9 protein-coding genes are annotated in these 13598 nt (G+C 63.0%); 4 read left to right on the top strand and 5 right to left on the bottom strand.

The window, feature by feature from the left end; genetic code table 11:
• Positions 1-83: 83 nt before the first annotated feature.
• The 3 genes from H045_RS09870 (at position 84) to H045_RS09880 (ending at position 2407) form a co-directional block, all read left to right on the top strand.
• Positions 84-638 (top strand): UPF0149 family protein, encoded by a 555-nt coding sequence (locus H045_RS09870; RefSeq protein ID WP_003233059.1) that lies wholly within the window; start codon positions 84-86, stop codon positions 636-638.
• Positions 639-728: 90 nt separating this feature from the next.
• Positions 729-1985, top strand: coding sequence for a 3-phosphoshikimate 1-carboxyvinyltransferase (gene aroA, locus H045_RS09875; RefSeq protein ID WP_015372260.1), 1257 nt, complete (start codon positions 729-731; stop codon positions 1983-1985).
• A 32-nt stretch (positions 1986-2017) separates the two neighbouring features.
• Positions 2018-2407, top strand: a complete 390-nt coding sequence (locus H045_RS09880) for a hypothetical protein (protein WP_003233055.1) — start codon at positions 2018-2020, stop codon at positions 2405-2407.
• A gap of 40 nt (positions 2408-2447) precedes the next feature.
• On the opposite strand, the gene H045_RS09885 is transcribed toward H045_RS09880, so the two are convergent.
• The 5 genes from H045_RS09885 to tpx form a co-directional block, all read right to left on the bottom strand.
• Positions 2448-3914: an efflux transporter outer membrane subunit gene (locus H045_RS09885; RefSeq protein ID WP_015372261.1), complete on the bottom strand. Its 1467-nt coding sequence runs from the start codon at positions 3912-3914 to the stop codon at positions 2448-2450.
• Positions 3911-7018 carry an efflux RND transporter permease subunit gene (locus H045_RS09890; protein ID WP_015372262.1) on the bottom strand — a complete coding sequence of 1036 codons (3108 nt, stop codon included), beginning with the start codon at positions 7016-7018 and terminating at the stop codon, positions 3911-3913. Before H045_RS09890 ends, H045_RS09885 begins: the two co-directional genes overlap by 4 nt.
• Complete coding sequence (locus H045_RS09895; RefSeq protein WP_015372263.1) at positions 7015-10116, bottom strand: MdtB/MuxB family multidrug efflux RND transporter permease subunit; 3102 nt, start codon at positions 10114-10116, stop codon at positions 7015-7017. The genes H045_RS09890 and H045_RS09895 overlap by 4 nt, the downstream gene beginning before the upstream one ends.
• Positions 10113-11411, bottom strand: coding sequence for an MdtA/MuxA family multidrug efflux RND transporter periplasmic adaptor subunit (locus tag H045_RS09900; RefSeq protein ID WP_003233047.1), 1299 nt, complete (start codon positions 11409-11411; stop codon positions 10113-10115). Before H045_RS09900 ends, H045_RS09895 begins: the two co-directional genes overlap by 4 nt.
• A 231-nt stretch (positions 11412-11642) precedes the next feature.
• A complete protein-coding gene (gene tpx, locus H045_RS09905) occupies positions 11643-12143 on the bottom strand; it encodes a thiol peroxidase (protein ID WP_003233046.1) in 501 nt (166 codons plus the stop codon).
• 158 nt (positions 12144-12301) lie between these two features.
• On the opposite strand from tpx, the gene H045_RS09910 reads away from it, so the two are divergent.
• The gene (locus tag H045_RS09910) at positions 12302-13591 is read left to right on the top strand and encodes a glycosyltransferase (RefSeq protein ID WP_041931622.1); all 1290 of its coding nucleotides are present in this window, start codon (positions 12302-12304) and stop codon (positions 13589-13591) included.
• Positions 13592-13598 lie beyond the last annotated feature (7 nt).

A 13598-nucleotide genomic window follows, 5' to 3' on the forward strand; every position in this document is an offset into this window, starting at 1 on the left:
AGCTGGATAAAACCCCGCGCACCCGCCATCCTTCGCGCATCAAGCCGCTCGCTCGCGGCGCTCCACGCTCAAAGGACATGCCCATGCACAGCCAACCCCTGGCCCTGGTCGATTTCGACTTCATCGACGAAACCCTGCTCAAATACGGCGACGACCACTCGGTACTCAACCTGGCCGAACTCGACGGTTACTTCACCGCGCTGGTGTCGAGCCCGTCCCGGGTGGACGTCGGCGAGTGGTTCCCGGCGATCTGGGGCGGGCACAACCCGGCCTGGGAAAGCGCGGACGAGGCTCAGCGTTTCCTGGAACTGTGTGTACGCCACATGAATACCCTCGCAGGCCAACTGGCTAACGACGCCCAAGGGTTCAAAGCCCGTTTCGATGACACCGAACATCAGGGCCACACCCTGACCCTCGCCGAAGAATGGTGCTTTGGCTACATCCGTGGCGCGGCCATCGCCAACTGGCCTGACCTGCCGCCCGAACAAGCCGCGCACCTGGAAAAAATTGCCTTGTGCGCCGAGCAGGACAACTTCGAGCTGCCAGTCGACCTCGATGTACGGGCACACCAGCAGCGCGTCAGCGAGATCGAACCGGCCGCGCGGGCCCTGCACGATTACTGGCTGGCCTTGCGCTAAGCCTCGACAAGCACCGCTGCTTTGGCCGATTATTCGGGTCCGCCCGTCGGCCACTCCGTGCCACCTTGCCTTGATCAGGAGCCTTGCACCTTGAGTTCGCAGAAAACCGTGACCGTTACCCCACCCAGTTCCCCCCTGAACGGCAAGGTCGCGCCCCCTGGCTCCAAATCCATCACCAACCGCGCACTGCTACTGGCCGCCCTGGCCAACGGCACCAGTCGCCTGACCGGCGCGCTGAAAAGCGATGACACCCGGCATATGTCGGTGGCATTGCGCGAGATGGGCGTGACCATCGACGAGCCGGATGACACCACCTTTGTGGTCACCGGCTCCGGCAGGCTGCAACGGCCGGCACAGCCTTTATTCCTCGGCAATGCCGGCACAGCGATGCGCTTTCTCACCGCCGCCGTGGCCACCGTGCAAGGCAGCGTCGTGCTGGACGGCGACGCCTACATGCAAAAACGTCCGATCGGCCCACTGCTGACCACCCTTGGCCAGAACGGCATCCAGGTCGACAGCCCCACCGGCTGCCCGCCGGTGACCGTACACGGTGTGGGCAAGGTGCAGGCCAAGCGCTTCGAGATCGACGGCGGTTTGTCCAGCCAGTACGTCTCGGCGCTGCTGATGCTGGCGGCGTGCGGAGAAGCACCGATTGAAGTGGCACTCACCGGCAAGGACATCGGCGCCCGTGGCTACGTGGACTTGACCCTGGACTGCATGCGCGCATTCGGCGCGCAGGTCGAGGTGGTCGACGACACCACCTGGCGCGTCGCCGCGACCGGCTACCGCGCCCATGACTACCTGATCGAGCCTGACGCGTCTGCCGCCACCTACCTGTGGGCGGCCGAAGTATTAACCGGCGGCCGTATCGATATCGGCGTGGCTGCGCAGGATTTCACCCAGCCAGACGCCAAGGCCCAGGCGGTGATCGCGCAGTTCCCGAACATGCCGACCACCGTGGTGGGTTCGCAGATGCAGGACGCGATCCCGACGCTCGCGGTACTGGCCGCCTTCAATAACACCCCGGTGCGCTTCACTCAACTGGCCAACCTGCGCGTGAAGGAATGTGACCGCGTACAGGCCCTGCACGACGGCCTCAACGAAATCCGCCCGGGCCTGGCGACCATTGAGGGCGACGACTTGCTGGTGGCCGCCGACCCGGCACTGGCTGGCACTTCTTGCAATGCGCTGATCGACACCCACGCCGACCACCGCATCGCCATGTGCTTTGCGCTGGCGGGGCTGAAGGTCGCAGGCGTTCGCATCCAGGACCCGGACTGCGTGGCCAAGACCTATCCTGATTACTGGAAGGCCCTGGGCAGCCTGGGCGTTGCGCTGACCTATTAAGTCGGCGGCGCCGCAATGGGGAGGGAATGCACATGACGATTCGCCAACCCTGCCCGCCCGGCGCCTGCATTTGCGCACGCGACCAACTGCTGCAGGCGCCGGGTGCCGACCTGCGGGTGCTTGGCCTGACGCGCCAGGAAGAAAAAAAGTTGCTTGCCCGGCTGGAAGACCTCAAGAGTTTGCAGGACCTGGAGCACATGCAGCAGCGGATGTATGAGCTGCTGGGCATTCGAGTGCATGTCGCGCCGGGGCATACCGAGGTCAGGAGCATGCGAGGAATTCAGATTGTCATCGACGAGTTGCCGGGGATGTGCCGCAAGACGCGGCAGGCAATTCCGGCGGCGATTCGTCGCGGCCTGGAGAAACGGCCGGAAATTGCTTATCGGTTGCTCGATGCTTATGACTTGTTTGGCCAGGGGTGATGGGTGTCTATCCGTTACCTGAATAACGGATAGACACCCATCACTCGCTTCCAGCGGAAGTAACCCCGTCCCAGCCCCCCCCCAGCGCCGCGATCAACTGAACACTCGCCACCAACCGCGTCTGCAGCAACGTCAACACCGTTCGCTCATTACTCAGCGCGGTCGCCTGCACCGTCACCACATCCAGATACGCAATCAACCCAGCCTTGTATTGGTTCTGCGTCAACCGCAACGACTCACGCGCGGCGTCCAGCGCCTCGTTGCTGACCACCGCCTCGTCCTCGAGCACCTTGAGCTGCACCATGTAGTTTTCCACTTCACGGAAACCATCCAGCACCGTCTGGCGATACTTGGCCACGGTCTCGTCATAGGACGCCACGGTGCGATCAACCTCGGCCGAACGCTGACCGCCGTCGAACAGGGTCATCGCAAGCTTGGGCCCCACCGACCAGAAGCGGTTCGGCAAGCTGATCCAGTCGGCATAGGTGCTGCTGGTATACCCGCCCGCCAGGCTCAGGCTCAAGTCCGGGTAATAGGCGGCCTTGGCCACGCCGATATTGGCGTTGGCGGCGATCACCGAGCGTTCGGCCGAAGCGATGTCCGGACGCCTTTCGAGCAGTTGCGAGGGCAGGCTCACGGGGATTTGCGGCAACGCCGGAATGTCCTTGCTCACCGCCAGGTTGAAGTTGGCCGGGGCCTCGCCGATCAGCACGGCGATGGCGTTTTCCAGTTGCGCGCGCTGCCAGATCAGATCGATCAGGCTGGCCTGGGTGGTCTTGAGCTGGGTTTGTGCCTGGGCGACCGCGTCCTTGCCGGAGATACCGGCGCGGTATTGGTTTTCGGTCATCTGCAACGAGCGCTGATAGGTATCCAGCGTGGCTTGCAACAGGCGCGTCTGTTCATCCATCACGCGCAATTGCAGGTAGCTCTGCACCAGTTCCGATTGTTGGCTCAGGCGCATCGCGGCGAGATCCGCAGCGCTGGCTTCGGCGCTGGCTTCGTTGGCTTCCAGGCCCCGTCGCAACTTGCCCCACACGTCCGCCTCCCAGCTCACGCCCAACTGCGCGTTCAGGGTGTCGCGGATACCGCTGCTGGAACTGCTCAGGCTTGCGCTGCTGCTGCCGGTGCCCTGGCTCGCGCGCGTCTTGCCGACGCTCAGGTCGACGCTGGGGTAAAACGCGCCACGGGCGCTGCGCACCAGCGCCTGAGCCTGGCGGAAACGTGCTTCAGCCTGGGCCACCGTCTGGTTGGACGTGTTGAGGCGCAGCACCAGGTCGTTCAACTGGCGGTCGCCGTACAGCTCCCACCAGGCGCCACGGGCCAGGGAGTCGCTCGGCGTGGCCTGGCGCCAGCCCTGAGCTTCCTTGAACTGGGCCGGCTCGATGACCTCCGGGCGTTTGTAATCGGGGCCAATGGCACAAGCGCTGAGCAATAGACCGCACAGCAGCAGACTCGCCACGCGGGACCCACGGAACATGGCGCATTGGGCAAACGTTGAATCGGTCATAGCGCAGAGTCCAGAGCAGCATCGGTACGCACGCCACGCCAGGCGTTGAAACGGTGGCGCGCGCGGTCGAGATAGAGGTAGACCACCGGGGTGGTGTAAAGGGTCAGGACCTGGCTGAACACCAGGCCGCCGATGATGGTCAGGCCCAGCGGGTGGCGCATTTCCGCGCCGTCACCGGAGCCCAGCAACAAGGGCAAGGCGCCAAGGATGGCCGCCAGGGTGGTCATCAGAATCGGCCGCAGACGCAACAGGCAGGCGCTGCGAATCGACTCCAGCGGGCCCAGGCCGTCGTCGCGCTCCAGCTGCAAGGCCAGGTCGATCATCAGGATCGCGTTCTTTTTCACCACGCCGATCAGCAGGAACAGCCCGAGCAGGGAGATCAGGCTGAACTCGCCGCCTGTGAGGTAGATGGCGAGCATGGCGCCAACCCCGGCCGACGGCAGCGTCGACAGAATCGTCAGCGGGTGAATGTAGCTCTCGTACAGAATGCCCAGCACCAGGTACACCGCCACCAGCGCGCCGAGGATCATGAACGGTTGGCCTTTCTGCGTGGCGGCGAAGGCATCGGCGGTGCCGGCCATCTTGGCGATCACGTCTTCGGGCAAGCCGACCTTGGCAATCGCCCGCTCGATCGCGGCCGTACCCTGCTCCACCGTGACCCCGGGCGCCATGTCGAAGGCAATGTTCTCCGACGCGAACTGGCCTTCATGGCTGACGCGGTCATTGGCCAGGCTGTTTTCATAATGGGCAATGGTCGACAGCGGCACCCGTGCGCCATCGGCGGTGATCACCTGCACCTGGTTGAGGGTGATCGGGTCCTGGGCATATTTGGGGTTGACCTCCATCACCACCTGATACTGGTTGAGGCTGTCGTAGATGGTGGAAATCTGCCGCTGGCTGTAGGCGTTGTTGAGCACCGCCGTAACCATGTCCATGTCGATACCCAAGCGTTTGGCCTGGTCACGGTCGACAATCAGCGTGACCTGTGCCGCACCCCGGCCTTCACGGGCATCGATGGCGGTCAGTTCCGGCAACGCACGCATGGCGGCGACCACTTTCGGGTACCACAGGCGCAGCGCGGCAAGATCGCCACTTTGCAGGATGTAGGAATATTGCGCGCTGGTCTGGTCGCGACCGCCGCCAAATTGCAGATCCTGGTCAGCCATCAGGAACAGGCGCCCGCCCGGCACCAGCGGCACGTCCTTGCGCAGGCGCTCGATCACTGCCTGGGCGGACACCTTGCGCTCGGCAATCGGCTTGAGGCGAACCAGCATCACCGCATTGTTGGTGCCGTTGTTGCCGCCGATAAAGCCGGCCACGCTGAGCACCGCCGGGTCCTTGAGTACCGCCTTGCGGAAGGTTTCCATTTTCGGCTGCATCACGCTGAACGACAGGCCGTCATCGCCGCGCACAAAACCGATCAACTGGCCGGTGTCCTGCTGGGGCATGAATGTCTTGGGTACCACCACATACAGCGCGACGTTCACGCCGATGGTGAGCAGCAGGCTGAGCAGGGTCAGACGCCGATGACGCAGTACCCAGTCCAGGCTGGTGGCGTAGCCGGCCACCATGCGATCGTTGACCTTCTGGCTCCAGCGCTGCAGGCCGGTCATGCGGCCCTTGACGTGGGGCTTGAGCCAGCGCGCGCAGAGCATCGGGGTCAGGGTCAGCGAGACCACCAGCGACACAATGATCGCCGCCGACAGGGTGATCGAAAACTCACGAAACAGGCTGGTGACGATACCCCCAATGAACAGGATGGAGAGAAACACCGCCACCAGTGACACGTTCATCGACAGCAGGGTAAAGCCCACTTCCTGCGCGCCCAGGTACGCCGCCTTCATCGGCGGCACACCTTCGTCGATATGCCGGGAGATGTTCTCCAGCACCACGATGGCGTCGTCCACCACCAGGCCGGTGGCGAGGATCAACGCCATCAGCGAAAAATTGTTCAGCGAGAACCCATACAGGTACATCACCGCGAAAGTGCCCACCAGCGACACCGGCACCGCCAGGGTCGGGATCAGCGATGCGCGGAAATTGCCGAGAAACAGGTACACCACCAGGATCACCAGGCCCACCGCGATCAGCAGGGTCATCTCGGCTTCATGCAGGGTGGCGGTGATCACCGGCGAGCGGTCCATGGCCAGGCTGAGCTTGACGCTGGACGGCAATACCGCCTGCAACGCCGGCAACTGCGCCTTGATCTGCCTGACCGTTTCGATGATGTTGGCGCCAGACTGGCGGTTGATCACCAGCAGCACCGCCGAATCGTTGTTGAAGAAACCGCTGTTGTAGCGGTCTTCGACGCCGTCGGTGATCTTCGCCACGTCCGACAGGCGCAGCGCCGCGCCATTCTGGTAGCGAATCAGCAGCGGCTCGTAGTCCTTGGCCTTTTCCAACTGGTCGTTGGCCTGGATCTGCCAGTTGCGCTGGCTGTCCTCCAGCGAGCCCTTGGGCCGGCGCTGGTTGGCATTGGCGATGGTGTTGCGCACATCGTCCAGGGCCACGCCGTACTGGTCGAGGGCCTTGGGTTGGAGTTCGATGCGCACCGCCGGCAGCGAACTGCCGCCGATCTGCACTTCGCCCACCCCGGGCACCTGGGACAGACTTTGCGAGAGGATGGTCGAGGCCAGGTCGTAGAGCTGGCCCTTCTGCAACACGTCCGAGGTCAGCGACAGCACCATGACCGGCGCCTGGGACGGGTTGATCTTCTTGTAGGTGGGCATGCTGCGCATGCCGCTGGGCAACAGGTTGCGCGAGGCGTTGATGGCGGCCTGCACCTCCCTTGCCGCACCGTTGATATCGCGGTCGGAGTCGAACGCCAGGATCACCCGGGTGGAACCCTGACTGGACGAACTGCTCATGGTGGTGATGCCGGCAATCGAGCCGAAGGAGCGCTCCAGCGGCGTGGCCACGGTGGATGCCATCACTTCGGGGCTGGCACCGGGCAGGCTGGCCGACACCACAATCACCGGGAAGTCGATCTGCGGCAAGGGCGACACCGGCAGCAGGTTGAAGCTGACACCACCCAGCAACATGATCGCCAGGCTCAGCAGCAGCGTGGCGACCGGCCGGCGAATGAAAGGTCCGGACAGGTTCATGGCTCAACCGGCTCCAGGCGTTGCGGCTCTTTGCGCCAACGCCGCCCAAGGCGATCGAAGTACAGGTAGATCACCGGCGTGGTGAACAGCGTCAACACCTGGCTCACCAGCAAGCCGCCAACCATCACCAACCCCAGGGGCTGACGCAATTCGGCGCCGGAACCGCTGGCGAGCATCAGCGGCACCGCACCGAACAGCGCGGCCAGGGTGGTCATCAGGATCGGTCGAAAGCGCAACAGCGCCGCCTGATAGATCGCCGTCTGCGGGTCAAGGCCCTGGTTGCGTTCGGCATCAAGGGCAAAGTCGATCATCATGATCGCGTTCTTCTTCACGATACCAATCAGCAAAATGATGCCGATGATCGCGATCATGCCCAGGTCATTGCCGCTGAGCAGCAAGGCGAGCAAGGCGCCCACCGCTGCCGAAGGCAAGGTGGACAGAATGGTGATCGGGTGGATGTAGCTCTCGTACAGCACACCAAGCACGATGTACATGGTGACCACTGCCGCCAGGATCAGCAGCAAGGTACTCGACAGCGATGCCTCGAACGCCTGGGCCGCGCCCTGGAACTGGGTCTGCACGCCCACCGGCATGCCGATGTCCTTCTGCGTCTGGTTGATCAGTTCGACGCCTTTGCCCAAGGCAACGCCCGGGGCCAGGTTGAACGACATCATCACCGCCGGGAACTGGCCGATGTGCGCAATCGCCAACTGCGCCTGGCGCTGCTCCACCCGGGCCAGGCTCGACAGCCGCACCTGGCCGCCATCGGTGGTTTTCACGTGGATCTGGTTCAGCGCCTCCGGGCCAAGGGTTTCGCCGGACTGGGCCTGCAACACGACACGGTACTGGCTGGCCTGGGTGTAGATGGTCGAGATCTGCCGCTGGCCGAAGGCGTCATACAGTGCGTCGGTAATGGTCGACACGCTGACGCCCAGGCGCGAGGCCGCATCGCGGTCGATCACCAGATACACCTGCAGGCCCTTGTCCTGCAGATCGCTGGCGACGTCGGTCAGCTCCGGCAACTGGCTGAGGGCCTGCACCAGCTTGCCGCTCCACAGCGCCAGCAGCTCGGCGTCCGGTGACGACATGCTGAACTGATACTGCGTGCGGCTGACGCGGTCTTCGATGGTCAGGTCTTGTACCGGCTGCATGAACAGGCGAATGCCCACCAGTTTGTCGACCTGCGGCTGCAGGCGCGTGATCACTTGGGTCGCGCTCAGGTCGCGCTCGGCGTGGGGCTTGAGGTTGATCAGCAAGCGTCCGCTGTTGAGCGTGGCGTTGTCGCCGTCCACGCCAATGTAGGACGACAGGCTCTGCACTGAAGGGTCGGCCAGAATGATTTTGGCCAGTTCCTGCTGGCGCTGGCTCATGGCGGCAAATGAAATCGACTGAGGCGCCTCGGAAATACCCTGGATCACCCCCGTGTCCTGCACAGGGAAAAAGCCCTTGGGCACCACCAGGTACAGCACCACGGTGAGGCCCAGGGTGGCGATGGCCACCAGCAGGGTCAGCGGCTGGTGCCTGAGCACCCATTGCAGCAGGCGCGCGTAGCCGTTGATCAGCCAATCGATCCAGGCCCCGCTGGCCTTGTAGAAACGGCTTTGCTCCGCTTCCTCGGGCTCGCGCTTGAGCAAACGCGCGCACATCATCGGCGTGAGGGTGAGCGAGACCACCAGGGAAATCAGAATTGCCACCGCCAGGGTGATGGCGAACTCGCGAAACAGCCGGCCCACCACGTCGGCCATGAACAGCAGCGGGATCAGCACCGCAATCAGCGACAAGGTGAGGGAAATCAGGGTGAAGCCGATCTGCCGGGCGCCCTTGAGCGCCGCCGCCATGGGCGTCTCCCCTTCTTCGATATAGCGCGCGATGTTCTCCAGCATCACGATGGCATCGTCCACCACGAAGCCGGTGGCGATGGTCAGGGCCATCAGCGTCAGGTTGTTGATGGAGAAGCCGGCCAGGTACATCACGCCAAAGGTGCCCACCAGCGACAGCGGCACGGCAATCGACGGAATAATGGTCGCACTGACCCGGCGTAGGAACAGGAACGTGACCATCACCACCAGTGCAATGGCGATCAGCAATTCATGCTGCACATCGGTGACCGAGGCGCGGATGGTCTGGGTGCGGTCGGTGAGCACAGCCACATCGAGGCCGGCCGGCAGGTTGTCAGTGATGCTCGGCAGCAGCGCCTTGATGCGGTCAACCACCTCGATCACGTTGGCGCCCGGCTGGCGCTGGATATTGAGCAGCACGGCCTGGTTCTGGTTGGCCCAGGCGGCAAGACGTTCGTTTTCGGCGCCGTCGACGATCTGTGCCACATCCTTGAGGCGCAACGGCGCGCCATTGTTATAGGCGAGGATCAAATCGGCGTACTGCTGGGGCGACACCAATTGATCGTTGGCGTCGAGCATCGACACCCGCGTGGGACCGTCGAAGTTACCCTTGGGCTGGTTGACGTTGGACGCAGCGATCAGGGTGCGCACGTCCGACAGGTTCAGGCCATTGGCCGCCAGGGCTTCGGGGTTGACCTTGATGCGCACGGCCTGGCGCTGGCCGCCAGCGATGCTGACCATGCCGACGCCGCTGATCTGCGCAATTTTTTGCGCCATGCGAGTGTCGACCAGGTCATTGAGCTTGGGCAGCAACATTGTTTTGGACGTGATCGCGAGCGTCAGCACCGGGGTGTCTGCCGGGTTGACCTTGTTGTACACCGGCGGCGCCGGCAGGTCCTTGGGCAACAGGTTGGTGGCGGCGTTGATTGCGGCCTGCACCTGTTGTTCGGCGACGTCCATGTTGATGTCGAGGTTGAAGCGCAGGGTCAGCACCGAGGCGCCGCCGGAACTGGTGGACGCCATCTGCGTAAGGCCGGGCATTTGCCCGAACTGGCGCTCCAGCGGCGCGGTGACCGCGCTGGTCATCACGTCGGGGCTGGCGCCGGGGTACAGCGTCATCACGCGGATCGTCGGATAATCCACCTGGGGCAAGGCTGATACCGGTAGCAGTCGGTAAGCGATGATGCCGGCCAGAACGATGGCCAGCATGCTCAGCGTGGTAGCGACCGGACGAAGGATAAACAGCCGCGACAGGTTCATGAACCAACCTTTGGCGCCTTGCCGGCGTTAACGCCGCTCTCGGTTTTGGCCGCAGGTTTGCCTTGCAGGTGTTCGGTCGGGGTGGTCGGCACATCTGCGCTGTCGTTGACCACTTCGATTTCACTGCCATCCTTGAGCCGGTCGGTGCCTTCCAGGACCACGCGATCGCCGGCTTTGAGGCCCTCCTTGATTACCGTGTTGTCGCCGTCGGTATCGCCGACCACCAGTGGCTGAACCTTGACCTTTTTGTCGCCATCGAGGACGTAGACGAAGGTGCCGTCGTTGCCGAACTGGATCGCGGCGGACGGTGCCAGCACCACATCGCGCAGGGTATCGGCCAGCAGGTGCACGTTGACGAATTGGTTGGGGAACAGGGCCTGATCCTTGTTATCGAAGCGTGCCTTGAATTTCAAGGTGCCGGTGGTGACGTCGATCTGGTTGTCCAGGCTTTGCAGTACGCCGACCGCCTGTTTCTTCACGTCGCCACGGTCCCAGGCTTCCACTGGCAGTTTGTTGCCGGCGTGGTAGCGCGGCAGCACGGTGTCCAGGGTGTTTTCCGGCAGGGTGAAAGCCACGCTGATCGGCTGGGTCTGGGTGATCACGGCCAGGGCGGTCGTGTCGTTAGCCGCAACGAGGTTGCCGACGTCAAGCTGGCGCAGGCCGACTCGCCCGGCAATGGGTGCACGGATTTTGGTGAATTCGAGGTTGAGCCTGGCGTCATCGACCGCGCCCTGGTTGGTCTTGACCGTGCCCTGGTATTGCAGGACCAGCGCCTCGGCGGTATCCAGAGTCTGCTTGGCGATACTGTCCTGTTTGTACAGGTCGCGATAACGCTGCACGTCAACCTGGGCGTTTTTCAACTGCGCCTGGTTTTGCAGGAGCGTGCCCTGGGCCTGGAGCAAGGCGTTCTGGTAGCTGCGCGGGTCAATTTCCGCCAGCAGGTCACCGGCCTTGACCATCTGACCCTCTTCAAAGGCGATCCTGACCAGCTCCCCACCGACCCGGCTGCGCACATTGATGGTGTTGAGCGCGGTGACCGTGCCCAGCGCCTTGTAGTACACCGGAAACTCCCCCAGCACCGCTGGCGCCACACGCACCGGCACCGGGCCAGTGGACCCGCCGAAACCCGGGCGGGCCATGCCGGTCTTGCCGGTGTGCCCGGCCGGTGCGTCCTTGTGGGCGCTACTGCCGGGCCAGAATTTCCAGCACAGGCCGGCGATAACCAGCAGCACAAGCAGGCCGAACAGCCAGCGGCGGGAGTTGCGTGGGGAGGATTGCATGGAGTGATCAACCATTGGGCGCGAGAGCTTCTTCTTCGGGAGGCTGAAAGATAAGCACTGGAGCAGTTTAAGAAAAGCGCCTTTACCGGCTATTTACCTTGGGCTTACACGTTTTAACGTTTGCAGCTTAGTCCATTCGCTAGTTCGCTAAGCTGCTGACGCTCAAATAAAAACGGCCTGGACGAGGCCAGGCCGCAAACATGTATCCGACGTGTTACTGCACAGCGCAGCAATGTGCCGAAACAGTTACTTCAAAACAGCCAGGGCGGCTTCGTAGTTTGGCTCCTGGCCAATTTCCGCAACCAGCTCGCTGTGCAGCACTTTGTCGTTTTCGTCCAGCACCACCACTGCGCGGGCGGTCAGGCTGCGCAGCGGGCCGTCGGTGATATCGACGCCATAATCCTGGGAGAAAGCGGCGCTGCGGAAATCCGACAGGCTTTTCACGTTTTCCAAACCTTCGGAACCGCAGAAGCGGGCCTGGGCGAACGGCAGGTCGGAGGAAATGCACAGCACCACGGTGTTGCTCAGCTCGTTGGCCTGGGCGTTGAACTTGCGCACCGAGGTGGCGCAGGTCGGGGTATCGACGCTTGGGAAGATGTTCAACACTTTGCGCTTGCCGGCGAAGGAAGCCAGGGTAGCGTCCGACAGGTCGCCGGCGGTCAGGGTGAAGTCCGGCGCCTGGGAACCGGCTTGTGGCAGTTCGCCTTCAACCTGGACAGGGTTACCTTTGAGAGTGACTTGAGCCATGAACGGAATCCTTATGCTGGGTTTGATGAAACGAATTCGAGAGGCCGAAGTTAACCACAAACTGCCGCCGCTACCTACCGCCGTCGCCAAATTGTCATCGCGCCGGGTTGTGGTTTAATTGCGCGCTTTCCCCCCGCCTTGCAAGGAACCCGCCGTTGATAAATCAGCCCTGCGCCAAAGTTCTGGTCATTGGTTACGTCTGGCCGGAGCCGCGTTCCTCTGCGGCGGGTGGGCATATGATGCAGATTCTTGAGGCGTTTCTGACGCAAGGTTGGGACGTTACCTTCAGCAGCCCCGCCGCACTGGGCGAACACAAGGCCGACTTGTCGGCGCTGGGTATCAAAGAATGCGCCATCGAGCTCAATAACAGCAGCTTCGATGACTTTGTCCGCGAATTGGCTCCGGATATCGTGCTGTTCGACCGTTTCATGATGGAAGAACAGTTCGGCTGGCGCGTGGAGAAGTGCTGCCCAGACGCCCTGCGCGTGCTGGAAACCTCGGACCTGCAAAGCCTGCGCGACGCACGTCACCAGCGTTTCAAGGAACACGCAAAAGCCCATTCCGATAGTGACGACTTCACTGCTCTGTTCGCCCCTGCGCTGAGGGAAGAGTTCCAGCGCATGGCCGACACGGACCTCGCCAAACGTGAAATAGCCGCCATTTACCGCTGCGATATCAGCCTGATGATTTCCGACGTGGAAATCCGCCTGCTCACCGAGCAATTCAACGTGCCCACCGCCCTGCTCCACTGGTGCCCGCTGATGATGGAGCCGCCCACCGCCGCCTTTGCGCCCTTTGAAGACCGCGCGCATTTTCTCAGCATCGGCAACTTTCGCCATGCGCCCAACTGGGATGCCGTGCTGTGGATGAAGAACAGCATCTGGCCGCTGATCCGCCAGCAACTGCCCGCCGCCCAGTTGCATGTCTACGGCGCCTACACCCCGCCCAAGGCCACCGCCCTGCACAACCCGGCGCAGGGTTTTCATGTGATGAACTGGGCCGAAGATGCGCTGCAGGTGATGAGCGCCGCGCGCATCTGCCTGGCGCCGCTGCGCTTCGGCGCGGGGATAAAAGGCAAACTGGCCGATGCGATGCTGTGTGGCACACCCAACGTCACCACCCCTGTCGGCGCCGAAGCGATGGGCGATGAACACCCTTGGCCCGGTGTGGTTGAACAGAGCGCCCAGGCTCTCGCCGCCGCCGCCGTCGCCCTTTATCAAAACCGTGAGCGGTGGACCCAGGCGCAGGAACAGGGTCGCCAACTGCTTGCCCGCCGCTATGACCAACGCATCCACGGCCTGGCGCTGGTGCAATGCCTGGAAAACTGCCGCAGCCATCTCGCCAGCCACCGCCGGGACAACTTCACCGGCAGCATGCTGCGTCACCACGCCCACAAGAGTACGCAGTACATGTCCCAGTGGATCGAGGCAAAAAACCGCAACCTGTGAGGTCGGT

The sequence above is a fragment of the Pseudomonas poae RE*1-1-14 genome (assembly GCF_000336465.1).
In the GTDB taxonomy this organism is placed as follows: domain Bacteria; phylum Pseudomonadota; class Gammaproteobacteria; order Pseudomonadales; family Pseudomonadaceae; genus Aquipseudomonas; species Aquipseudomonas poae.